Origin of the sequence: Streptomyces sp. CB02959 (genome assembly GCF_002803155.1) — a bacterium.
Taxonomy (GTDB): Bacteria; Actinomycetota; Actinomycetes; order Streptomycetales; family Streptomycetaceae; genus Streptomyces.
On the sequence record NZ_NNBP01000020.1, the window covers coordinates 229,490 to 252,268 of the forward strand.

At 71.7% G+C, this 22,779-nt stretch carries 18 protein-coding genes; 7 read left to right on the forward strand and 11 right to left on the reverse strand.

Features of this window, described 5'->3' with window-relative positions; genetic code table 11:
- The first annotated feature begins 32 nt into the window (after positions 1 to 32).
- Positions 33 to 1,532, forward strand: a complete 1,500-nt coding sequence (locus CG747_RS29620) for an MFS transporter (protein ID WP_100604893.1) — start codon at positions 33 to 35, stop codon at positions 1,530 to 1,532.
- A gap of 32 nt (positions 1,533 to 1,564) precedes the next feature.
- A complete protein-coding gene (locus tag CG747_RS29625; RefSeq protein WP_100604894.1) occupies positions 1,565 to 2,767 on the forward strand; it encodes an amidohydrolase in 1,203 nt (400 codons plus the stop codon).
- A gap of 113 nt (positions 2,768 to 2,880) precedes the next feature.
- Here the strand turns inward: CG747_RS29625 and CG747_RS29630 are convergent, their stop codons facing one another.
- From CG747_RS29630 to CG747_RS29640, 3 genes are all read right to left on the reverse strand, one after another.
- Positions 2,881 to 5,124 (reverse strand): germacradienol/geosmin synthase, encoded by a 2,244-nt coding sequence (locus CG747_RS29630; RefSeq protein WP_180985751.1) that lies wholly within the window; start codon positions 5,122 to 5,124, stop codon positions 2,881 to 2,883.
- Between the two features lie 309 nt (positions 5,125 to 5,433).
- Positions 5,434 to 6,261: a RimK family alpha-L-glutamate ligase gene (locus tag CG747_RS29635; protein WP_100604895.1), complete on the reverse strand. Its 828-nt coding sequence runs from the start codon at positions 6,259 to 6,261 to the stop codon at positions 5,434 to 5,436.
- Positions 6,258 to 7,184, reverse strand: coding sequence for a RimK family alpha-L-glutamate ligase (locus tag CG747_RS29640; protein WP_100604896.1), 927 nt, complete (start codon positions 7,182 to 7,184; stop codon positions 6,258 to 6,260). The genes CG747_RS29635 and CG747_RS29640 overlap by 4 nt, the downstream gene beginning before the upstream one ends.
- Positions 7,185 to 7,906: 722 nt before the next feature.
- On the opposite strand from CG747_RS29640, the gene CG747_RS29645 reads away from it, so the two are divergent.
- A complete protein-coding gene (locus CG747_RS29645; protein ID WP_308303810.1) occupies positions 7,907 to 9,358 on the forward strand; it encodes an amidohydrolase family protein in 1,452 nt (483 codons plus the stop codon).
- 49 nt (positions 9,359 to 9,407) lie between these two features.
- Here CG747_RS29645 and CG747_RS29650 read toward each other — a convergent pair whose 3' ends face one another.
- From CG747_RS29650 to CG747_RS29660, 3 genes are all read right to left on the reverse strand, one after another.
- On the reverse strand, positions 9,408 to 9,926 hold the full coding sequence (locus tag CG747_RS29650; protein WP_100604897.1) for an RICIN domain-containing protein: 519 nt from the start codon (positions 9,924 to 9,926) through the stop codon (positions 9,408 to 9,410).
- A 92-nt stretch (positions 9,927 to 10,018) separates the two neighbouring features.
- Entirely contained in the window at positions 10,019 to 11,548 is a 1,530-nt protein-coding gene (locus CG747_RS29655; protein ID WP_257980833.1) for an MFS transporter, read from the reverse strand.
- 2 nt (positions 11,549 to 11,550) lie between these two features.
- Positions 11,551 to 12,294, reverse strand: coding sequence for a GntR family transcriptional regulator (locus CG747_RS29660; RefSeq protein ID WP_180985752.1), 744 nt, complete (start codon positions 12,292 to 12,294; stop codon positions 11,551 to 11,553).
- A 311-nt stretch (positions 12,295 to 12,605) separates the two neighbouring features.
- Between CG747_RS29660 and CG747_RS29665 the strand changes: the two genes are divergently transcribed.
- From CG747_RS29665 to rocD, 3 genes are all read left to right on the forward strand, one after another.
- The gene (locus CG747_RS29665; RefSeq protein ID WP_100604899.1) at positions 12,606 to 13,160 is read left to right on the forward strand and encodes an Lrp/AsnC family transcriptional regulator; all 555 of its coding nucleotides are present in this window, start codon (positions 12,606 to 12,608) and stop codon (positions 13,158 to 13,160) included.
- 160 nt (positions 13,161 to 13,320) lie between these two features.
- Positions 13,321 to 14,205, forward strand: a complete 885-nt coding sequence (gene ddaH / locus CG747_RS29670; protein WP_180985744.1) for a dimethylargininase — start codon at positions 13,321 to 13,323, stop codon at positions 14,203 to 14,205.
- Positions 14,202 to 15,431, forward strand: coding sequence for an ornithine--oxo-acid transaminase (gene rocD, locus CG747_RS29675; RefSeq protein WP_100604900.1), 1,230 nt, complete (start codon positions 14,202 to 14,204; stop codon positions 15,429 to 15,431). The genes ddaH and rocD overlap by 4 nt, the downstream gene beginning before the upstream one ends.
- On the opposite strand, the gene CG747_RS29680 is transcribed toward rocD, so the two are convergent.
- The gene (locus tag CG747_RS29680) at positions 15,428 to 15,652 is read right to left on the reverse strand and encodes a DUF397 domain-containing protein (RefSeq protein ID WP_100604901.1); all 225 of its coding nucleotides are present in this window, start codon (positions 15,650 to 15,652) and stop codon (positions 15,428 to 15,430) included. The genes rocD and CG747_RS29680 overlap by 4 nt on opposite strands.
- Complete coding sequence (locus tag CG747_RS29685; RefSeq protein ID WP_100604902.1) at positions 15,645 to 16,439, reverse strand: helix-turn-helix transcriptional regulator; 795 nt, start codon at positions 16,437 to 16,439, stop codon at positions 15,645 to 15,647. Before CG747_RS29685 ends, CG747_RS29680 begins: the two co-directional genes overlap by 8 nt.
- Positions 16,440 to 16,572: 133 nt before the next feature.
- On the opposite strand from CG747_RS29685, the gene CG747_RS29690 reads away from it, so the two are divergent.
- A complete protein-coding gene (locus CG747_RS29690; protein ID WP_100604903.1) occupies positions 16,573 to 16,935 on the forward strand; it encodes a hypothetical protein in 363 nt (120 codons plus the stop codon).
- 89 nt (positions 16,936 to 17,024) lie between these two features.
- Here CG747_RS29690 and CG747_RS47475 read toward each other — a convergent pair whose 3' ends face one another.
- Genes CG747_RS47475 through CG747_RS29700 form a run of 3 tightly spaced genes read right to left on the reverse strand, consistent with a single transcriptional unit; the run spans position 17,025 to position 22,772 of the window.
- Positions 17,025 to 17,312: a hypothetical protein gene (locus CG747_RS47475; RefSeq protein ID WP_146022170.1), complete on the reverse strand. Its 288-nt coding sequence runs from the start codon at positions 17,310 to 17,312 to the stop codon at positions 17,025 to 17,027.
- Between the two features lie 52 nt (positions 17,313 to 17,364).
- On the reverse strand, positions 17,365 to 22,161 hold the full coding sequence (locus CG747_RS29695; protein WP_257980834.1) for a putative T7SS-secreted protein: 4,797 nt from the start codon (positions 22,159 to 22,161) through the stop codon (positions 17,365 to 17,367).
- Positions 22,158 to 22,772 carry a hypothetical protein gene (locus CG747_RS29700; RefSeq protein ID WP_180985745.1) on the reverse strand — a complete coding sequence of 205 codons (615 nt, stop codon included), beginning with the start codon at positions 22,770 to 22,772 and terminating at the stop codon, positions 22,158 to 22,160. Before CG747_RS29700 ends, CG747_RS29695 begins: the two co-directional genes overlap by 4 nt.
- Positions 22,773 to 22,779 lie beyond the last annotated feature (7 nt).

Here is a 22,779-nt window from a genome sequence, read left to right on the forward strand (position 1 = left end):
GCGCGCTCTCAGAGAACAGGTGCGGCACCGCCATGACCGAGCCCGGAACCACCCTCGACCCGTCCCCGCCCGCCAGAACCCCCGGCCGGGCCGCCGTGGCGACCGGCGCCACCCGCCCCACGGTCCCCACCTCCCCCGCGATCGTCCTCCTCTGCCTGGTCCTCGTGGAGCTGTCCAGCGGGGTCACCCAGGGCTTCCTGGGGCCGCTGCTCAAGGGCCTCACCTCGACCCTGCACGTCACCGTCGCCGACCTGAACTGGATCAGCGTCGCCAACCTGCTCGCCAGCGTCGCCTTCACCCCCGTCCTGTCCCGCCTCGGCGACCTGCACGGCCACCGCCGCATCCTGCGCTGGAACCTCGCGCTCGTCCTCGCCGGCTCGGTCCTCGTCGGCGTCAGCCGGTCCTTCGGCCTGCTGCTGGTCGGCTCCGTCCTCCAGGGCGCGTTCGCCGGCTTCTTCCCGCTGCTGGTCGGCATCCTGCGCAACCGCGGCACCGCGGAGCAGAACCGGCGCGGCATCAGCGTGATGGTCGCCGCCCTCGTCGCCGGGCTCGCGCTGGGTACGGTCGCCAGCGGGCTGATCGCCCAGTCCGTGGCCCGGCCGACCGCCGCGCTGTGGGTCCCGGCCGCCGCGGTGACCCTCGCCCTGGCGGTGACCTGGCCGCTGCTGCCGGAGAGCGCCGACCGCCCCGGCGGCCGCACCGACTGGCTGGGCGCGCTCCTCCTCTGCACCGGCCTGGTCGCGCTGATGCTCGCGCTCGGCCAGGGCGGCTCCCCCGGCTGGGAGTGGACCTCCCCGAGGACCCTCGGCAGCCTCGTCGGCGGCCTGCTGGTCACCGCCCTGTGGGTACGGGTCGAACTGCGCACCGCCGAGCCGGTGATGGACGTCCGCCTCTTCCGACGCCGCAACGTCGTCGTGGTCTCCGTCGTCACCGTCACCTTCAGCTCCTGCATGCTGGGCCTGCTGGTCGCAGGCCCGGTCTTCCTCGGGACGGCCCCCGCCGAGGCCGGCTACGGGCTCGGGCTGGCCCCGCTGGCCACCGCCTTCGCCCTGCTCCCCAACATGCTGGCGCTGGTGGTCGGCGCGCTCCTCGCCCCCGCCCTGGCCCGCCGGATCTCCGACCGCCGCACGCTGGTCACCGGTTCGCTGCTGATGGCCGCCGGCAACCTCGCCACCTTCACCTGGCACACCGCCCTCACGCCGTACCTGGTCTTCACCGCCGTCGTCGGCCTGGGCTCCGGTCTGCTCCAGCACTCCACCCGCACCCTCGCCGTCGAGGCGGTGCCGCCGGACCAGACCTCGGTCGGTTCCGGCATCAACGAACTCCTGATCAACGTCGGCGGTTCGCTCGGCGCCGCCGTCGTCCTCTCCGTCTTCGCCGCCGAGACCGCCGCCGGCCGCCAACTCCCGGCGGAATCCGCGTACACCCACGCCTGGCTGCTCTGCACCGCGGTGTCCCTGGCGGGCGCGCTGGTCGGCCTCCTCTACCGCCGCCACCGCGACGCGCCCGCGGCCCCGGCCAGCGCCCACTGACGGCCCCGACCTCCCCACCGAGGAGCCACCCCATGACGACCGCCCCCACCGCCCCCCTCGCCCTCACCCCCCTCCACCACCGCACCCGCGACACCGTCGCCGCCCACCGGGACGACGTCGTCGCGCTCAGCCACAGCCTGCACGCGGAGCCCGAACTCGCCTACGAGGAGCACCGTTCCGCCAAGAAGATCGCCGACCTGGTGGAGCGGGCCGGCTTCGCCGTCGAACGGGGCGTCTGCGACCTCCCCACCGCGTTCACCGCCACCGCCGGCTCCGGCGACCTGGTGATCGGCATCTGCGCCGAGTACGACGCCCTGCCCGGCATCGGCCACGCCTGCGGCCACAACGTCAACGGCGCCGCCGCGACCACCGCCGCCCTGGCCCTCGCCCCGTTCGCCGACGAGCTGGGCATCACCGTCAAGCTGCTCGGCACGCCCGCCGAGGAGTACGGCGGCGGCAAGGCCGACATGCTCCGCGCCGGGGCCTTCGACGACGTGGCCGCGGCGATGATGGTGCACGCCGCCCCGACCGACGCCATCGGCATGACGTCCCTGGCCATCAGCAGCTGGCAGGTCGCCTACACCGGCCGCACCGCGCACGCCTCGGCCGCGCCGCACCGCGGCGTCAACGCCGCCGACGCCCTGATGATCGCCCAGGTCGCCATCGGCGCCCACCGGCAGCAGATGGTCCCCGGCGGCGTCGTCCACGGCATCACCACCTCCGGCGGCGAAGCCTCCAACGTCATCCCCGGCCGCACCACCGCCGCCTACGACTGCCGCGCCGAAACCGTCGCCGACCTGCGGGAACTCCAGTCCCGCATCCGCGCCTGCTTCGAAGCCGGCGCACTGGCCACCGGCGCCGAACTCACCCTCACCCCGGTCGGCAACGACTACGCCGACCTCCAGCAGGACCTGGCGATGACCGCCCTCTACGCCGGCGCCGCGACCGCCCTCGGCCGCACCGTCCCGCCCCGCGACCCGTCCCTGCGCGGCGGCTCCACCGACATGGGCAACGTCTCCCAGGTCGTCCCCACCATCCACCCCATGATCGGCTACGACTGCGCCGGCGCGATCATGCACAACCCGGAGTTCACCCGCTACGGCACCACCCCCGGCGCCGACCGCGCCCTCCTCGACGGCGGCCTGGCCATGGCCTGGACGGCCCTCTCCCTGGCCCAGGACGACACCCACCGCGCCCGCCTCCTGGCCCGCCTGGCGGCCCGGCGCACCAACTGACCACCGGTACCCACCGGTTGGCCGGCCGGCGGCGACGCGGGGGCTCCCGTCCGCTGCCCCGGGGCGGGCGGAAAGCAGGCCACCCGCCCCGGCCGGGCCGGCTCCCTACCGGATCAGCCCCCGACCACCGTCCCCACCACCCCGGCCACCCGCGTCCCCGACGTCCCCAGTCCCGTCGGGCCGGGTGTCCAGCCGGTGGTGCCGGGGTGGTGGCGGAGGTGTTCGGGGCGGTAGCGGCGGCACTCGCGGTGCCAGGTGAGGATGCCGGCGAGCCAGTTCTCCAGCTCCTCGACGTAGCCGTCGAGGGTGGCGCGGGCCTCGGCGGAGAGCTTGAAGTCGTCGTAGAGGATGGGGAGTTGATCGGTGGCGACGTGCTGGAACTCGCGCATGCGGGAGGTCATCAGGTCGTGGACGATGGCCAGCGCGGTCGGGTAGTCGCAGTCGAAGAAGTTCTGCACGACGAGGATCCCGTTGTGGACCTCGCCCTCGTACTCGATCTCCTTCTGGTACGAGAAGACGTCGTTGAGCAGGCACGCGTAGTCGGCGGCGGCGTTCTCCAGGGAGCGCATCGGGCCGCTGCGGTAGATCTCCGGCGGCACCTGCCGGCCGTGGCCGAGCCGGCTCAGGCTCATGGTGAGGTCCGAGCCGAAGGTGGCGCGGCGCATCTCGATGTAGTCGACCGGGTCCGGGATGCGGTGCAGCACCATGTTGTCCAGCTCCCAGAGCCAACTGGCCGTCATCGCGTCGACGGTGCCCTTGAAGGTGCGGCGCGCGTCCGGTGCCATCGGCCCGGCCGTGCGGGTCCAGAGGTCGGCGAGGGCGCGTTCGAGGGCGTTGGCCGGTTCGGGGGCCGGGTCGGCGGTGTCGACGGGCATCAGGGCGGAGAGCCGCTTGGTGGTGGCCAGGGCCCCGGCGACGTCGCGGGTCCGGCCGAAGACGGCGGGGTAGTAGTCGTCGGCGTAGGTGCCCCAGGTCAGCCACTGGGTGCCGAGGTCGAGTTCTTCGAGGGTGGCGTCGGGGTGCAGCCCGGCCGCGCAGAGCGCGAAGTCGAAGCGGACCAGGGCGTCCTCGTCCCAGATGCCGGAGAACGGTACGCCGGGCTGCGGCTGGAGCAGGCCCATCCGGTGCGACCAGGTGACGACGTTGCGCCGGGCCGCCTCCAGGTGGGGGCTGAGGGTGGTGGTGAACGGCATGAAGAAGTCGGGGAGTTGCGAAGGGCCGACCGGCTGGTGGGGGGTGTGCGAGCGGCGGCGGAGCCGCTGGGTGCCGGCGATGCGGAGGGCGGTCGACAGATCGGCGGCGGAGGTGCCCAGGCCGAGCGCGCCCAGCCCCTGGGTGCCCAGCCCGCCGAAGACCAGCGGCGACCAGGGGGCCGCGGCGCTGCCGGGCTCGCCCGCCCCGCCGCCGTTCATGTAGCGGCTGGAGCGCATGTGCCACTCGTGGCCGCCGGACTGCCAGTCCTGGAGGCCCTTGGCGTACGCGAGGACGGCGGCGCAGCCGGCCGGGTCCAGGCCCTGGTCGGCGAAGAGCGTGGGCAGTTCGGTGAAGACGGTGTCCTCGAACTGCTGCAGGCGGGAGGTGATCAGTTCGTTGACGGCGTCCGCGGCCTCCTGGGTGGTGCAGTCCAGGAACGTCTCCAACACCAGGACGCCGTTGCTCAGTTCCCCCTCGTCCTCGATCTCGCGCTGGTACGAGAAGAGGTCGTTCCGGAGGTGGACGCCGTCGGAGAAGGCGTCCTTGAGGACGCGGAGGGGGCGGGATCCGGCCACCGCGGCCGGGATCTCGGCGCCGGTCGCGTACTCCACCAGCCCCGCCGACCAGGGGGCGCCGCCCACCTTCCGCCGCATCTCGATGTACTCGACGGGGTTGGCGATCCGGTTGATGTCGATGTTGGAGAGTTCCCAGAGGGATTCGTTCAGCAGGTTCTCGGTGCTCTCGGCGAACCGGCGGCGCCAGTCCAGCGACATCGAGGGCACGGTGCGCGCCCACAGGTCCGCCAGCCCCGCCTCGACCTGGTTGGTCGGCTCCGGGACGGGGGTGTTGAGGTCCATCGGCATGAAGGCCGGCAGCCGGTCGAGGTACGCCTTCCCGCCCTCCCGGTCCAGGGTGCGCTTGAACTCCTCCAGGAAGTGGTCGTCGAAGAAGAAGACCCAGACGTACCAGTCGGTGACGAGGTTGAGCGCCTCCTCGGAGCACTCCGGGTGGGTGTAGGCGCACAGCAACGCATAGTCGTGGGCATCCAGATCCCGTTCGTCCCAGATGCCGGAACCTTCCAGCATGTTCATCTGCCGCGCCCACTGCTTGGAGTGCGTCCGGGCGGCCTCCAGGTGCGGGTTCAGCCGTGCCGGATGCGGCATGTAGAAGTGCGGCAAGGTGAACGGCTGCGATGTGGGCTGCGACTGCGACTGCGGCACCGTTGGTGGCCTCTCCCGATACTGATGCCCCTCCGTACGGATGGTGCGTACGGAAGGAGGGCGCGCCAAAGCACCCCCTCTGACGGCGCCAGCCCTACCCCGGGTGTCGCCGCCGTAGCCCTGCCCGGTCACACCCCCGCCGAACTGGCACTCTTTCGAGTTGTATTGGCGGGGAAGGGGTGTCACTCGTGGGGCGTGTGAGCTATGGGGAGACGTGTGTGGCCACGCCGAACCCGTGCCGGACCCCGCCGGTCACCGCCCGGCGCCGCCCCCGGCCCGGCGCAGCGCCAGCGCCGCCAGCGTCTCCGGGGCGCCCGCCTGGCCGCGGATGCCCGGGAAGGCGTTGATGTCCACGAACAGCGGCGCCCCGGCGCCCACATGGAGGATGTCCACGCCGTACACCTCCAGCCCGAACACCTCACCGGCGCGCAGCGCACCCTCGATCCAGGCGGTGGGGAGGGCGGCGGGTGGCAGCGGCTGGTTCGGGCCGCGGCCGCCGGCGGACAGTTCGGAGCGGCGGCGGGCGGCGAACGGCTGCCCGTCCACGATCCACAGCTTGTGGTCCCAGCCGCTGTTGGCGGTGAACTCCTGGACGATCACCGGTTCGTCGGGCCGTCCGGCGGCCAGCTCCGCCAGTTCGGCCGGGGTGTCGACGCGCGCCACGAGGTCGCCGCGGCGGCTGTGCCGGCTCTTCAGGACGAGGGGGAAGTCGAGGTCCGCCCCGGTGGCCGCCAGCTCGCCGGCCGTCGCCACCCGCACGGTCTCCGCGAACGGCAGCCCGGCCGCCCGCGCCACCTCCGCCATCGCGACCCGGTCCTGGCACCGGGCGGTGGCCGGGACGGAGTTGACGACGGGTGCCCCCTGGCCTTCCAGGCGGGCGGCGAGGTCCAGCGCCGCCGGTGTCCGCGCCTTGAGGAGATAGACGTCGGCGGGGGCCCCGGGCGCGGCGTCCCCGTCCGCCGCGGGCCGCCGACCGCCCGGATCGACGAACTCCACCCGGTGCGCGTCCCGCCGCAGCACCGCCGCGGTCGCCGCCAGCAGCGGGTGCCCCGGATCCGCGCTGATCACCCCGATCCTCACCGCGCGCCCCCGACCGCCTCCGCCGCGGGCCAGGACCCGCGCTGGTGGCCGATGAAGGGCAGGGCGGTGGCCAGTTCGCGCTCGCTGCCGTGGCGGGCCAGGCGCAGCACCGCCGCGGAGACCCGGGCGACCGCGTCCGGCACCTGCCGGAAGCTCGGGAAGTCGTTGATGTCGACCACGACCGGTCCGTCCGGCCCCAGCAGCACGTCCACCCCGTACAGGTCGAGCCCGAAGACCGTGCCGACCTCGGCGGCGATCCGGGCGACCTCGGGCGGCAGCGGCACCTGCCGTTCCGGTACGGCCTGGCCGGGGTGCAGCGGGGAGCAGCGTTCGGTCGCGTAGAGGTCGCCGGCGACGCAGTAGACCTTCAGGTCGGTCCCGGAGTTGGGGACGTAGGGCTGCGCGATCAGCATGCCGCCGCCCGCGCCGTCCTCGTCGGACGCCGCCTGTGGGGCCCCGGCGGTCAGCTGCCCGGGCTGCTCCACCAGCCGCACCGCACGCCCCGAACTGCCGTCCGCCGGCTTCACCACCAGCGGGTACTCCGCCTGAGGTATCTCGGCGAACTCCTCGGCCCGCACCGCCGCGTAGGTCATGGGCACCGGCAGTCCGCCGGCCCGCGCGATCACCGCGGCGAGCGCCTTGTCCCGTACGCCGCGGATGGCCCGGACGTCGTTGACGGTGGTCAGCCCGGTGGTCGCGGCGGCCTCCAGCAGGGTCAGTCCGGGCCCGCCGGAGACGGTCTTGAGGACCCACGCGTCATGCCGGCCGTCCGCCACGACCTCGGACAGCTCGGACATCCGGATCAGCGAGCGGCCCGGCAGCAGCACGTCCACCTGGTGCCCCCAGGCGCGGAGTTGGGCGATCACGTCCCGCGGCATGCCGTCGTGGCGGTACTGCTCCTCCACCAGGAAGCAGAGTCTCATCGATGCACCCTTGTATCGCCGCACGTCCACCCGTATCGCCCACCCGTCCGCCACCTCCGGCGCGCGTCCACCCCGCGTCGCCGTACGCACACCGTCCGCCCGGCGGAAACTTGACGCACCAGGATCCCACGCGGCGATCAAGCGGTCGGCCGTGGCCCGGCCGCCGCCCCGGCGGTCGCGTTTCGGCGACGTTACGCCACCGGGCGGGACCTCGGCACACGCCGTGAGCTGGGACGCGATCAACCCCTCGGGGGGTTGCGCCACCCACCCTCCGACCTCCCCAAATCCCGCATGTCGAAAGCCTTGTTCCGCTTTATGGCTGGTCCTAGGGTCGGGCCACCCGGCGCGGCCGGCCCGTTCCCCGGGCCCGGCCGCGCCTACGTACGCGGTGACGGAAGCAGGCGAGCGGGTTGGCGAACGAGCAGCGGGGCCACGAGGCCCGGGAAGCCGGGGAGGCCGGGGCCGACCACCCCGGCGAGTGTCCGGACGCGGGACGACCGGACGACACAGGACGCACAGGACGCACAGGACGCACAGGACGCACCGATCAACACCCAGGGCGCACCGAACGCACAGGACAACACCCAGGACCCGGTGAACGCGCCGGAGCGGCGCAGGCCCACGGCGGGCCGCCCGGCACACCCCCCGACACACCCCCGGGCACACCCCCCGAAGCGGCCCCGGCCCGCGGCGGTTTCGCCCGGCGCGGCTTCCTCGCCGGTGTGGCCGGACTGACCGGTGCCGGCGCCGGCGGCCTGCTCGGCGGCGCCGGCACCGCGTACGCGCAGTCCCCGACCGCCGGGGCCCGCTCCGGCGCCCGGACCGCGCCCCGCCCGGGGGCCCACCCCGCCCTCCGCCCGGACCAGTTCACCGGCGCCCGCCAACTCCTCGTCCCGGAGGTGGTGCTGCTGCCGGACGGCCCGGTGCGCGACCACGCCGTCCTCGTCGAGAACGGCACCTTCCGCGAGGTCGGCCCGGCCGCCCGCCTCCTCGCCGCGCACCGCGGCGGCCCCGCCCCGGTCCGCCTCGACGGCCACCTGCTGATGCCCGGCTTCGTCGACGCGCACCACCACCTCACCCAGAGCTTCGGCAAGGCCCAGTCGTTCGGGCAGCCGTCGGAGATCTTCAAGACCGTCTGGGAACCGCTGGAACACGCGCTGGACGAGGAGAGCGCCTACCTCTCGGCCAAGCTGGCCGCGCTGGAGGCGCTGCGCGGCGGCTTCACCACCGTCGCCGACGCCGGGACCCGCGCCCCGGTCGACGTGGCGGCGCTGGCCAGGGGCACCGAGGAAGCCGGTATCCGCTGCGTCCTGGGCAAGATCGTCTCCGACGGGACCGGCGGCCCGGCCCACCTCGCGCGCTGGCACGGCCATCCGCTGGTCCACCCGTCCCTGGCCATCGCCGTCCCCGAGGACGCCACCGGCCCGGTCATCAAGCGCACCGCCGACCTCTGCGCCGAGGCCGGGGCGGTGCTCCAGATCCACGTCAACGAGCATCTGGCGTCCGTGGAACGCTCGTTGAAGAGCGTCGGCCGCCGCCCGGTGGACTATCTGCACCACCTCGGCGCCCTCGGCCCGCACACCCTGGGCGCGCACGCCACCCTCCTCACCCCAACGGAGATGCGGCAGCTGGCCGACACCGGCGCCGCGGTCAGCTACAACCCGGTGGCCAGCGCCTGGAAGGGCAACGCCGTCGCGCACGCCACCATGTGGGCCGCGCTGGGCGTCCGCTTCGGCACCGGCACCGACGGCACCCGCGGCGACGGCTTCCGGATGGTCGACGCGGCGGAGTCGGCCCAGCGGCTGACCTACGGGCTGGCGTCGGGCGACTCGGTGTGCGGCGCCGGGCACCTGTGGCTGGAGCACGCCACGGCGGGCGGCGCCGACGCCGTCGGGCTGGGCCGCGTCACGGGCCGGATCGCCGTCGGCAAGGCCGCCGACTACCTCCTCGTGGACCTGGCCGTGCCCGAACTCACCCCCTCCTACGACCTGGGCTGGGAGCTCGTCCGGCTGGCGGGCCGCGACCAGATCCGCGCCGTGGTGGTCGCCGGCCGCCTCCGCCTCTGGGACGGCTGGCCGACCGACTGGGACGCCCACGCCCTGGTCGCCCGCGCGGCGGAGGTGGGGCCCCGGGTCGTCGAGCGGGCCAAGATCCAGCGCGTCGAACCGCGGTAGCAGCGCCGACGGGGCGCGCCCGGAACGACCGGCCGCGCCCCGCCCGGCGTCACTCGCCGACGCGCACGAACCTCCAGCGCTGGTTGACCGATCCGTTGGCCGGCTCCAGGTGGAGCTGCTCCCGCCCCGCCTCGTTCAGCGTGGCCACCGCGTCCCGGTGCGGCACGTGGATCCGGTACGTGCCCTCGCCGGCCGGCTCGACGGCGAACGCGTCGCCGCCGCCCTCGGTCGCCACGATCGCGTCACCGCGGACCGACCAGTGCGCCCCCGGGTGCGTCGTGGAGTTGATGCTGAACGCACCGCCCCCCACGGGCCGCACCGTCCACTGCTCCTTGAGGTCCTTGTTGTGCGAGCCGACGATGAAGAAGACCGGCGGGAAGACCGGCACCGTGAACGGCGCGAACTCCAGCTTCCCCACCGCGGGGTTCTCGCTGACGATCAGATAGCGGCCCTCCTGCATCCGCGTCGCGGCCCCCTCGGGCTTGGCGGCCTGGGCCGAACCGGCCAGCGGAGCCAGCGTCATGAGCGCGGCGGCGGCAGCCGCGATCAGGGCGTTACGACGACGCATGGGGGATCCCCTCCCTCTCGCTCCCGGCCCTTCCGGGAGACCGCATCCGATCTGTCCCCGGCACATGCCATCTACGCCCCGCGCACCTCCAGTTACTTCGTGTGAGTTACGCGTGCGCCTTCGGTGCTTCCGCGCGCTCCCCGCCCCGCGTCCGGCATCCACCGGTAGATCGCCCCCGCCGCGACCGCCACCCCCGCCGCCAGCGACAGCGTCGCCACGTGCAGTCCGGACGTGAAGGCCCCGATCACCGCCGTCCGCAGCTCGCCGCCCCGGCCCGGCAGGCCCCCGAGCGCGGCCTGTGCCGCCGCGACCGTCGTCGGCCCGCCGGGCCCGGCCAGCGGCGCCGGCAGCCGGGCGGTGAACACCGCGGCGGTCAGCGTCCCGGTCACCGCGATCCCCAACGCGCTCCCCAACTCCCGGGTCAGGCTCTGCAGTCCGGACCCGACCCCGGCGGCCTCCGGCGGCAGCGCGGACATCATCGCGTGCGAGAGCAGCGGGGTCGCGGTGCCGCAGCCCAGCGCGGTCAGCCCGGCCCCGACGGCGTACAGCGCGTACGGCGTCCCGGCGTCGGCGGCCGACACCGTGGCCAGCCCGCCGGCCAGTACGAGCATCCCCGCGGCGACCGCGCCGCGCCGCCCGCACCACCGCTCCAGCGCCAGTCCGCACCGCGGCCCCGCCAGCAGCGCCGCCGCCATCGGCAGCAGCCGCACCCCGGCGCCGAACGGCCCGTACCCCTTCGCGTACTGGAGGTACTGCCCGTTGAGGTAGAACAGCCCGAACATCCCCAGGAAGAGCACCGCCATCCCGACCGCCCCCGCCCGGACCGCGGGCCGGGCGAACACCCGGGGGTCCAACAGCGGGTGCGCGGACCGCAGTTCACGCCGGGCCCAGGCGGCCAGCAGCAGCCCGGCCGCCCCGAGCGACCCGAGTACCGGCGGGCTCAGCCACCCCTCCCCCGGCCCGCTCACGATCCCGTTCAGCAGGGCCAGGAACCCACCGGTGAACAGGGCCGCGGCCAGCGGCACGACCGGCCCCGGATGCCGCTCCGCCACCGGCGCCACCACGGCGACCAGCACCAGCGCGGCCAGCGCCACCGGCACCACGCACACGAACAGCGCCCGCCAGCTCCCGTACTGGATCGCCGCGCCCCCGCCCACATTGCCCAGGACCGCGGCGAGCCCCGTCATCGCCGCCCAGACCGCGACCGCCCGGCGGCGCGGCCCGTCCGGCAGCCCGTCCACCAGCAGCGCCAGGGTGTTCGGCAGCACCGCCGCGGCCCCCACCCCGCTGATCATCCGGCCCGCGATCAGCACCCCGACGTGCGGCGCCGCCGCGCACACCGCCGAGCCCGCGACGAACACGCCCATCCCGCCCAGCAGCGTGCCCTTGCGCCCCCGCCGGTCGGCCAGCGCCCCGGCCGGCACCAGCAGGCAGGCGAAGACCACCACATAGCCGTCCACCACCCACACCACGGCCTGCGCGGACGGGTGCAGCGGCCCGGCGGACAGGTCCGGGATGGCCAGGTTGACCGCCGAGACCATGCCGACGACCAGCGTCACGCACAGGCACATCGCCACGGTCACCGGCCCCCGCGGGCCCGACCGGTCCGGTGTCCGACGCACCCTCACCCCTCCCGGACCCGGTCCATCCGCGCCCGCAGCGTCAGCCGGTCCCCGCGCAGGTGGATGAACTCCAGGTCGGCCGGCCGCCCGTCCGCCAGCCGCGTCAGCCGCTCCACGGCCAGCACCGCGCCGCCGCCCGGCATCGCCAGCACCCCGCACGTCGCCGGGTCCCCGACCACCGCCCGCACCGCCACCTCCGCCGACCCCAGCGGCCGCCCGGCCGCGCTCTCGATCAGGTCGAAGACGTCCCGGCTCTCCAGCCGCTCCCGGCCGAGCGCGAGCAGCGGCTCCCCCACTTCGGGGATGAGGTACGTGCAGTCCAGGGACAGCGGCATGCCGTCCACCCGCCGCAGCCGCTCCAGATAGACCACCGGACCGCCCGCCGCCAGCTCCAGCCGCCGCGCCACCGCCCCCGGCGCCCGCACGGTGCGCGCCTCCCGCACCTCGTTGACCACCGTCCCGTGCCGCTGCAACACCTCGGCCAGCCCCGACAGCTCCCCCAGCGGATGCTCGTAGGTCCGGCCGACGACGACCGTCCCCACCCCGCGCCGCCGCTCCACCAGCCCCTCGTCGCGCAGCAGCCCCAGCGCCTCCCGGACCGTGTTGCGGGTGGTCCCGAACTCCGCGACCAGCGCCCGCTCGTCGGGCAGCACGCCCCCGGAGAACGCGCCCCGCAGCACCTGCCCGCGCAGCACGTGCGCCACCCGCCGCGCACGGTCCGCCCGCGTCAGCCCGTCGCCGACCATGCCACCGCCCCGGCCGTCCGCACCGCCCCGGCCGTCGCCTCCGCCGTCCGCTTCCACGCCTGCCTCCTCGCCCCGCCGCGCCCCGCCGCGCCGTCTCCGATGCGCCCCGACGGGCGACCACCGGGCCGCCGACGCTAGGCCAAGCCGCATTACGGCGGAGTTACGCCACCCACACTGACCTGCACAAACGTCTGACCTGGGGATTTTGGGCCGGATCCGGGCGCTGCGCCACCACCCGCCGGCCCCCGTTACCGTGACGTGCACTCCCATGACCCGGGGGACGGGACGGGAGAGGAAGAAAGGGCCGCCCCATGAGCACCAAGTCCGCGCCGTTCGACGAACTGGACCGCAAGATCGTCGCCGCGCTGATCGAGAACGGCCGGGCGAGCTTCGCCGAGATCGGCACGGCCGTCGGCCTGTCCCCCACCGCCGTCAAACGCCGGGTGGACCGCCTCCGCGAGAGCAACGTCATCACGGGCTTCTCCGCCACCGTCCGCCCGGCCGCCCTGGGCTGGCTCACCGAGGCGTACGTGGAGGTCTACTGCGACAGCGCGGCGCCGCCCCGGCGCCTGGCCGAGGTCGTCCGCAACCACCCGGAGATCGCCGCCGCGATGACCGTCACCGGCGGCGCCGACGCCCTGCTGCACGTCCGGGCCACCGACGTCGAGCACTTCGAGGAGGTCCTCGAACGCATCCGGACCGAGCCGTTCATCCGCAAGACGATCAGCTACATGGTGCTCTCGCACCTCCTCCCGGACAGCCCCGAGGCCGGCGCCCGCCGCCCCTCCGACCGCGCCGGCGCCCAGCCCGCCGACCACGCCCGAGACCGTCCTCACCCGCAAAAGCGCGCAGCGAACCAGCGGTAACCGTCCCGTACAAGCAGCATTCCTGCGTATCTGCGCAGCATTCATTTCTTGTCGCCAGAATCGGCCGCTCCGTACCGTGAACTGCCCCCGGTGACGACTCCTCACGGACCGTCACCCGGCGGGCAGTGGAAACGGATTCGAGGAAGCGGAGGCCCTTTCTGTGCCCACCACCCAGCCCGGCGGCGCGCTGCTGAACCCGGCGCACCGCACCCCGCGTGCCCGGCGCTACCTGCTCTGCCGGCCCACCCACTTCGCCGTCGAGTACGCCATCAACCCCTGGATGAGCGAGGACGCCGAGGTCGACACCGCACTCGCCCTCCACCAGTGGGAGAACCTGGTCCGCGCCTACCGCGACCACGGCCACACCGTCGACACCGTCCAGCCGGCCCCCGGCCTCCCCGACATGGTCTTCGCCGCGAACTCCGCGGTCGTCGTGGGCGGCCGCGCCTTCGGCTCCCTCTTCCACGCCCCGCAGCGCCGCCCGGAGTCCCGCGAGTACGAACTCTGGTTCAAGGCCGCCGGCTACGATCTCTACCGCCCCGAGTCGCCCTGCGAGGGCGAGGGCGACCTGGTGCCCGTCGGCCGCTACCTCCTCGCCGGCACCGGCTTCCGCACCACCCGCGACGCACACGCCGAGGTCCAGGAGTACTTCGGCCTGCCGGCGATCAGCCTCCAGCTGACCGACCCGTACTTCTACCACCTGGACACCGCCCTCTTCGTCCTCGACGACGGCCTGGGCACCGGCGGCGGGGAGGGCGACACCGGCGGCGCGGCCCTCGCCTACTACCCCGACGCCTTCTCCCCCGGCAGCCGCGAGGTGCTCCGCCGCCTCTTCCCCGACGCCGTCCTCGCCACCCGCGACGACGCCCTGGCCTTCGGCCTCAACTCGGTCTCCGACGGCCGCCACGTCTTCATCGCCCCCCAGGCCACCGGCCTGATCGACCGACTCGCCGCCCGCGGCTACGTCCCCGTCCCCGTCGACCTCTCCGAGTTCCACAAGGCCGGCGGCGGCATCAAGTGCTGCACTCAGGAGATCCGCTCATGACGACGACCGACCCGCGCACCGCAGCCAGCCGCTCCTCCGCCGACCTCATCAAGGCCGAGGCGCCCGTCCTCGCCCACAACTACCACCCCCTCCCCGTCGTCATCTCCCGCGCCGAGGGCGTCTGGGTCGAGGACGTCGAGGGCCGCCGCTACCTCGACATGCTGGCCGGCTACTCGGCACTCAACTTCGGCCACCGCCACCCGTCGCTCATCGAGGCCGCCCACCGCCAGCTGGACGCGCTCACGCTCACCTCCCGCGCCTTCCACCACGACCGCCTCGCGCAGTTCGCCGAGGGCCTGGCCGACCTCACCGGCCTGGACATGGTCCTCCCCATGAACACCGGCGCCGAGGCCGTCGAGAGCGGCATCAAGCTCGCCCGCAAATGGGCCTACGAGGTCAAGGGCGTCCCCGCCGACCAGGCCACCATCGTCGTCGCGGGCGGCAACTTCCACGGCCGCACCACCACCATCATCAGCTTCTCCGACGACGAGGACGCCCGCGCCGGCTTCGGCCCCTACACCCCCGGCTTCCGCACCGTCCCCTACAACGACCTCGCCGCCCTCGAAGCCGCCCTCGACGACACCACCGCCGCCGTCCTGATCGAACCCATCCAGGGCGAGGCCGGCGTCCTCATCCCCGACGACGGCTACCTCGCCGGCGTCCGCGCCGCGACCACCCGCGCGGGCTGCCTCTTCATCGCCGACGAGATCCAGTCCGGCCTCGGCCGCACCGGCACGACACTGGCCGTCGAGTACGAGCACGTCACCCCGGACGTGGTCCTCCTCGGCAAGGCCCTCGGCGGCGGCATCGTCCCCGTCTCCGCGGTCGCCGCCCGCCGCGACGTCATGTCCGTCCTCGGCCCCGGCCAACACGGCTCCACCTTCGGCGGCAACCCACTCGCCGCGGCCGTCGGCACAGCCGTCATCGACCTCCTCGCCACCGGCGAATACCAATCCCGCGCCGCCGAGTTGGGCAAGGTCCTGCACTCCGGCCTCACCGACCTCCTCGGCCACGGCGTCACCGGCTTCCGCACCCGCGGTCTGTGGGCCGGCGTCGACATCGACCCCGCCCTCGGCACCGGCCGCACCATCAGCGAACGCCTCATGGCCGAAGGCGTCCTCGTCAAGGACACCCACGGCTCCACCATCCGCCTGGCCCCACCCCTGACGATCACGGAGGGCGAACTTACGTCGGCCATCAAGGCGTTGGGCCGCGTCCTCGCCTAACGCCCGCCGAACGCCCCACCCTTCACGGCATCCACGAACGCACTCCAAGCCCCCGACGGCACGACGATCGCCGGCCCGTCGGGGGTTTTGGAGTCCCGGACGGGGGTGCCGTGGGGGTGGCGGTCGAGCACCTCAAGGCAGTTATCCCCCTCACTGTCGCTGTACGAGGACTTCCGCCAGCCGCTCAGCGAGGCGGCGTCATCTATGGTGCGCTCACTCATGGTCTCCGTGCTCCTTCGCTGTCGCCCTCATCAGAGCCAGTGACTGCTGCACCGGCAACGCGTCCCCCAATGTGAGAGCGTATTTGGTCTGCAACGCGTGGACGACAGACAGCGACTCATGGATCTGGCTCGTGGACAGCCCCACGCAATAGGCAGCCGGTGGCTGGTCCTCGAACCACATCAGCTTCAACTGCCCGTCCATGAGCGGTTGGGCACAAGCGCTGAACGGCAGGACGTGCACCCGCACCAGCCCTTCCTCGGCCATGCGGACGATGTGCGTGATCTGCTCCGCCATGACCGCGGGGCCACCCACCGGTCGGCGCAATACCGCCTCGTCCAGCAGTGCGCACATTACTGGCGACGTCGGATTGTCGAAGATCTTCGCCCGCCCGAGCCGCGTGCGAACGAGCCTGTCACAGTCTTCCTCACTCCACGGAGGAAAGGCCGTACTCATCACCGCACGCGCGTACCCCTCCGTCTGCAACAGACCAGGCACCAGCGTGCTCGCGAACTCCCAGATCATTTCTGCCTGCTGTTCGAGCTGCAGCGCGTCCGCGAAGCGTTCGGCCACCGTCGGCTCACCCGCCGGTCGAAAGCTACTCAGCACATTCCCCGTATTGAGCGCCTGGTCGAGCCGCCTCGCGTCATCCTTCGACGGCACCCGACGCCCCGCCTCGATGTGCGCGATATGCGAGCGCGTCATGATCGCCACATCCGCCAATTGCTGCTGCGTCAACCCTGCTTGCTGCCGCTGTTCGCGAAGCCAATCACCGTAGGTGTTGCCCATCGCGTCAACCCCCTCGTGTCACTTACGCCGTCACACTCTGCCTATTGCGAACGTACCCACCGTCACTAAACCCTGGTGGGGAGTTCACACAAGACGCCCGACCTCGGTCGGCACCGTGCAGAGATGGACTGAAATGACCTACGACCCCGACAACCCCCAACAGCCGGGCTCCGCCCTCCGGTTGCTTCCCTGGTCGACCTGGGACGGCCGCCCCTGCTACCTCGCCCCCTCCGGCGACGGCAACGGCTTCCTCTCCCGCAGGGCCGACCGCATGGAAGCCCAGCAGATGCGCAACGCGGCCCACGCCTTCACCGACGCCCAGACCACCCTGCGCAACGAAGCCGCCGGCCCCCTCCTGCTCCGCCTGACCCTCATCCGCACCACGGCCGCCCTCGCCAACACCCTCCGCATCGCCGACAGCAGGCTCGGCCGCCTCCCCGGTCCGGCCGACAACGCCCCCGACGACGAGGACCCGGTCCTCCCTACGTCTCGATAGGCAAGGCGAGCGGCGCCAGCATCGCGGAGATCACGGAGATCACCCTCAACGCATTGCGGCGCCGCCGACTCCACGACTCACCGTGCAGGTCAAGAACCTTCCGGATTCACCGGAATCCAACCCGCTAGGAGACCCTCGAACTCTGCATCCGAGATGCCCACTTGCCCAAGGTTAAAGCCTTCCCAGGCGTGAGCCCGGTGAAGAACTTCCACTGGGATACCGAATGCCATTTTGAACGTGGCGATGAAAGACAACGCACCAAACCTCGCCCCAAGCCGGGCCTGCGCCAATCTCGCGAGTTCGAGCGCCCCCGCCCCCTCATCTCGCGCCACTTTAAGATCGGCCGCAACACTCTCGTAGATCGGGTCATTATCCATAATTCGAGAACTCCCTTGAGACTAGACATACATTTTAAACACCGACTACGCGTTAACCGCCACCGAGCCTCCTGAATACAACACCCACATGACTATAGTTACCATGCATTCCGCGAAGCTCCACGAACTCGACTTCGGTGAACCCTCTACGCCCTGCCATCTTCCCCGTAAACGTTTCCCGAGCAGCCTGCTCAAGAGCCGAAAAGTCCCCCGGCACTCCCGCTCTGGCCGCCCGGTTGAACGAATCCAGATTATCCCTCAAGGTTCCACCGTTCTGCCAGTAACCCTTCACACCTCTGACTTTATCGCCAAAATGATCCATGGCGTTGTTGAACATTTCAGACCCGCGAGGCGTGTTGGGTCCGCGCTCAATCACCAAACTCATGATGCCGTCATCATTAAGGTCAGCAATTATCCCACCCCCACCCTTCGGCGCCTCAATATAAGAACAAGCGGCCAGCCCGAGAGGATCTATCCGGGCATTCGGATTAGAGACGTAGCCGACAGGATTTGGTGACGGATCTAGTCCCAGCGGATCGAGGGAAAGGTAGCGCGCCGAAGTTGGATCGTAGAAGCGAAAATAATTATAGTGAAGCTGGGTTTCTGCATCAAAATACTGCCCCGGGAAACGAAGCGGAGTGTACGCGGTGGCACTCACCCCCCAAGACACTTCCCCCCAAAGCGTTGACCGAGCCTGCCAAGCTACGTCGCCAGCGCCGGACACCAGCTCAGTCGGAGCACCCGCAACGCCAGCGACAATACTGAAGAATCTCTGATCAATCAGCCGCCGACGGCCATAATCCAGATCCGACGCCGTGGCCTTTTTTTCAGTTTGCGCGATCGGTGTGCGACCATTGTGATCCCAGGTGATCGCGATAGAATTGGCGACGCCCGGGAGTTCAGTAAATTCCTCGGTTAGTTTTTCACCATCCCAAACAAAGTCCGTCCGTTCGACGATTGATCGGCCGTCAGAAGAAAAACACTGCTTGGCTATCCGGCGACCGACAGGGTCATAAAGGTAACGCCAGTAGGTGCCGTCCGGAGTAACTACTGACGTGAGACGATTGTCGGTATTCCAGGTGTAGCGCCAAGCATCGGGCCTACGCGACAGCCGGACTTTCTGCCGAAGGACGACCCGACCCAACTCGTCATGCTCATACCGAACGTGCCCGGCGCGAGTAATGCGCGTGCCCTCATAGGTGCGCTCGCCGCGCGCCGAAGCGTTCGGATGCCGGTCCGGCCAAGCCGCATAAGTCTGGTTGCCCGCCGCGTCGTACGCGTACGTCTCCGTCCAGTCCGTGGCATGGACCGCCGTGACCCGGCCCGCACGGTCCAGGTCAAAGGTGCGGCGCCCCGTTAGGGAGTCGTCGATGGCGGTCAGGTGGCCGTCAGCGCGGTAGGTGTAGGCGCGTTGGAGGACTTGTTGGACCTCGGCCTGGGCGGTGCCGGTGGGGTCGGTGGCTGCTGCTGACAGCGACTGGCTGGTCAGGCGGCCGGTGGGGTCCCAGGTGTGGGTGAGGTGGAGGTTGTTGCCGATGGTGCGGGTGAGTTCCTGGCCTGCGGCGTCGTACTGGAACTGGAGGGGGTGGCCGGCGATGTCCATGCCGGTGCGGTTGCCGGCCGCGTCGTAGGTGTAGGTGGTGTGGTGGCCGGTGGGGGTGGTGCGGGAGGTGCGGCGGCCCAGGACGTCGTAGGTGAACGTCATGGTGCGGTCGTTGACCGTTTCGGTCAGGACGCGGCCCAGGATGTCGCGGGTGTAGGTGACGGTGGCGTCGGGGTTGGCGGCCTGGTGGAGGTTGCCGGCGGGGTCGTGCACGTAGGTGGTGACCAGCCCTGCGGCGTTCTTCTCCGTGATGCGACCGAGGGAGTCACGGGTGTACGTCGTGACCTCGCCCAAAGCATTGGTGCGAGCGGCGAGTTGACCTGCCGCGTCGTGGACGTAGCTCAGCACCCGGTCGTCGAAGTCGGATTCGGATATCAGGCGGCCGGCGCCATCGTAGGTGTAGTTCCAGGTGAGGCCCTGGGGGTTGGTGACCTGGGTGAGGCGGAGTTCGGTGTCGTGGGCGAACTCGTAGCGGACGCCGTCGGGGTCGGTGCGGGCGGCGAGCAGGTCGAAGTGGGTGTAGGAGAAGTGGGTGGTCTGGCCGACGGCGTCGGTGTGGGTGAGGCGGTTGCCCTCGCCGTCGTAGGTCCACTCCTCCCGGGCGCCGGTGGGGTCGGTGCGGGCGGCGAGTTTGCCCTCGACGGTCCACTGGAGGTGGGTGGTTGCGCCCAGGGGGTCCGTTACTGAGGTGGTGCGGCCGAAGGCGTCGCGGTGGTAGTGGGTGGTGTGGCCCAGGGGGTCGGTGACCGAGCGTGGGAGGCCGGCGGCGTCGCAGTCGATGCGGGTGGTGTTGCCGAGGGCGTCGGTGACCGAGGCGAGGTTGCCGCGAGGGTCGTGGGTGTAGGTGGTGGTGGCGCCGGCGGGGTCGGTGGTGGCGACGCGGTGGCCGTGGGCGTCGTAGGTGTGCGCCCAGGTGGCACCGTCCGGGCCGGTGACGTTGAGGGGGTTGCCGTGGGCGTCGTGGACCGTGGTGGAGGTGGTGCCGTCGGGGAGGGTGACGGTGGTGGGGCGGCCCTCGTCGTCGTAGGTGAAGCGGGTGGTGCGGCCCAGGGCGTCGGTGGTGGAGAGGATGCGGTGCTTGGCATCGCGGGTGGTGCGGGTGGTGGCGCCGGTCGGGTCGGTGGTGGCGACGATCTGGTGGTGGCCGTTGACCTGGTAAGTGGTCAGCTGGTCCTGGGAGTTGAAGAAACGGTTGGTGCGCAGGCCCGTCGTCGGGTCCGGGTCGCCCCAGACGTAGCGGGCGCGCAGGTGGCCCGCGATGCCGCCCTGTGAGGTGCAGCGGTCCGCCTCGTCGTAGGCGTAGGTGTAGCTGCTGCCGTTGGTGTCGGTCCAGGAGGTGATGCGGCCGGCGTCGTCGTAGGTGAAGCCGAGGGGCCGGTCGGAGGCGGGCTTGGTGACGGTGGTGAGATTGCCGAAGGCGTCGTAGCCGTAGGTGGCCAGGAGTTGGTCGGTGCCGTCGGGGGCGGCGCCGGCCAGGTGGAGGGCGGTGATGCGGTCGCCCTCGGGGGTCCCCTCGGTGGTCAGCAGGAGGCGGTAGCCGGCGCTGTGGGTGATCGCGGTGGGCGTGCCGTCTTCGGTGTAGTCGAAGGTCTGGTGGTTGCCGTGCCGGTCGGAGATCTCGTCGAGGAGGGCGAGGTTCTCGTTGTGGGTGGTGAAGTAGCGGCGGATGCCGGTGACGTGGTCGACGAGGAAGTAGTCGCCGTCCGGGGTGCGGGCGAGCGGGGAGCCGTCGCCTTCGAGGGGGAGGGTGGGGACGCCGACGGCGGGGTGCGGGTAGAGGAGGAAGTTGCCCTCCTCGCCGATGAGGATGACGCCCTCGGCGTCGATCTCCAGGCGCTGGTCGAGCGTGGACATCCACGTGCGGCCGAACCAGCGGCCGGTGCGGTAGGACGACTCGAAGGTGCGGGTGAAGGCGAGCGGCAGGCTGCCGGGGAGCGAGACGTCGGTCTGCGGCAGGATCATCCGGCCGGTGGCCATGTCGATGGGGTCGCTGCCGAAGGTCTTGCACCAGGCGGTGCGCAGGCGGTCGCGTACCGTCCGCTTGCCGCCCTGCTCCACGGCTTCGCGGGCGGCGCCCTTGAGCGCGTCCTTCGCGCCCGCCCGCACGGCCCCCTTGGCCAGCCCACCGGCCCCCTTGCCCCCGACGAGGTTGCCGAGGAAGGTGCCGTACGCCTCCACAGGGTCGCTGCCCCACCCCGAGCCCAGCATGCCCTTGGCCATCTCGACGGGGTGCAGGGGCGCCTGGGCCAGTCCGAGGAGGGTGGTGGAGACGTTCGCACTGAACTGGAAGGGATGGGCGATGTTGTAGGGGTCGAAGGGGTTGACCTTGCGGGCGAGGTTCAGGGTTTCGATGCCGGCCTTGGCCACGCCGCCGAGCAGGTGCATGCTCTCGATGGCGTACGCCTTGGCGCCGTCCTTGAGGCCCGCGCCGGCCAGGTCGGTGAACTGCGGCTTGTCGGGGGCGTGCGCCAGGGCGCCCTTGAGGGCGTTGCGGGCCCGCTCGGCGGCCTCGTTCCGCTGGCTGCGGGCGTTCTTGATCATGTCTTCGGCGGCCGCGCGCCCCTCGGTGCCCGGGTCCACGAAGTCGCCGGGCGGCGTCGGCTGCGGGCCAGCGTCCTGGCCCTGGGCGACGGCCGCCTCGTAGCGCTGGCCCTGCGCCACGTACGCATCGACCTTCGCCTTCCAGGCGTGCAGGGCGTTCTCCCGGTCCTCTTGTGCCCGGCGGTACTTCTCGATCGCCGAGGACGCCTGGCCCTGTGCCCAGGAGACCGTTTCCGCGTACCTCTGAAGCGCCTTGTACGCGTCGTCGCACGCGTCCGCCGCGTGCATCCACTGCTTGGGGTGCATCTCGAACGCCTCGCGGAAGGCGTCGGCGGCCTGACCGGACCAGTGCTGGCCGGAGCCCAGCTTGCGCATGCCGTCGGCGACGCGGTTGAACGCCGCCGCGAAGTCCTTCAGGTGGGAGACGGTTTCGTCGAGCTTCTCGGTGTCTCCGTGGATGAGCTGTTTGGGGTCCTCGGTCTCGCCGAGTTGCCGCTCGTCGACGTGGGCGCCCAGCGCGCCGGCTAGCTTGTCGCCCCCTGAGCGGACCGTGTCCGCGGCGCCGTCGGCACCGACCATCTCCAGGCCGTCGCCCAGCTTGTCGGCCCCGAACTCCACGACCTTGCCGGCGCCGCTCTCCACGGCATCGGTCAGCTCGCCCACCCCGTCGGCGATTTTGTTGAGACCGTCCCCGAACACGCTCACTTGTCACTGCCCCCGTGTGTCTGCCGCGGTTCCTGGAGCTTCGCGGTCGTGCCGGCCGGATCCTCGCCGCCGTTGGCCAGACGGTCCGGGATCGACGTCACCTCGTGCCCGAACTGCTTGGCGGCTTCGCTGGTCCTCTCGTACGACTCGTGCGAGGCCTTCGAATTCGGGTCCCAGTCCCAGTTCGTGTAGGCGTCGAGGGTGTCGTTGCCGAGCTTGCTCCAGGACGTCCCGTGCAGCTCCTCCGCCGTCTTGTTCGGGTCGCCGACCGCGGCGTTCAGGCCCTGCTTGAGGAGGTCGGAGGCATACTGCTCCTGCTCGTAGTAGTTGCCGGCCGTGAGCCCCAGCTTCTTGGAGAAGTCGTTGGCCTCCTGCATCAGGTTGTAGACGCCCCAACCCCAGCGGTCGCAGAACGACGAGAAGACCGACGCCAGGCCGTCATCGCCGCATTCCGTCGCGTCCAAGGACAACTTGTCGAAGCCGCGACCGAGTTGGGCCTCGATATCGAAACCCAGCTCCTTCAGTTCACTGATCGCCGCCGTTATGCCCTTGGTGAGCTGTTCGAAAGCCTCCGGATCGGTGCGGTAACCGCTTCCCTCTATAAGCCCCATGAACGAT

Coding starts and splice junctions, on each gene's coding strand:
- CG747_RS29620 (WP_100604893.1), top strand. CDS start 33: ATGACCGAGCCCGGAACCACCCTCGACCCGTCCCCGCCCGCCAGAACC.
- CG747_RS29625 (WP_100604894.1), top strand. CDS start 1,565: ATGACGACCGCCCCCACCGCCCCCCTCGCCCTCACCCCCCTCCACCAC.
- CG747_RS29630 (WP_180985751.1), bottom strand. CDS start 5,124: ATGCCGCATCCGGCACGGCTGAACCCGCACCTGGAGGCCGCCCGGACG.
- CG747_RS29640 (WP_100604896.1), bottom strand. CDS start 7,184: ATGAGACTCTGCTTCCTGGTGGAGGAGCAGTACCGCCACGACGGCATG.
- CG747_RS29650 (WP_100604897.1), bottom strand. CDS start 9,926: ATGCGTCGTCGTAACGCCCTGATCGCGGCTGCCGCCGCCGCGCTCATG.
- CG747_RS29660 (WP_180985752.1), bottom strand. CDS start 12,294: ATGGTCGGCGACGGGCTGACGCGGGCGGACCGTGCGCGGCGGGTGGCG.
- CG747_RS29665 (WP_100604899.1), top strand. CDS start 12,606: ATGAGCACCAAGTCCGCGCCGTTCGACGAACTGGACCGCAAGATCGTC.
- rocD (WP_100604900.1), top strand. CDS start 14,202: ATGACGACGACCGACCCGCGCACCGCAGCCAGCCGCTCCTCCGCCGAC.
- CG747_RS29680 (WP_100604901.1), bottom strand. CDS start 15,652: ATGAGTGAGCGCACCATAGATGACGCCGCCTCGCTGAGCGGCTGGCGG.
- CG747_RS29685 (WP_100604902.1), bottom strand. CDS start 16,439: ATGGGCAACACCTACGGTGATTGGCTTCGCGAACAGCGGCAGCAAGCA.
- CG747_RS29690 (WP_100604903.1), top strand. CDS start 16,573: ATGACCTACGACCCCGACAACCCCCAACAGCCGGGCTCCGCCCTCCGG.
- CG747_RS47475 (WP_146022170.1), bottom strand. CDS start 17,312: ATGGATAATGACCCGATCTACGAGAGTGTTGCGGCCGATCTTAAAGTG.
- CG747_RS29700 (WP_180985745.1), bottom strand. CDS start 22,772: ATGGGGCTTATAGAGGGAAGCGGTTACCGCACCGATCCGGAGGCTTTC.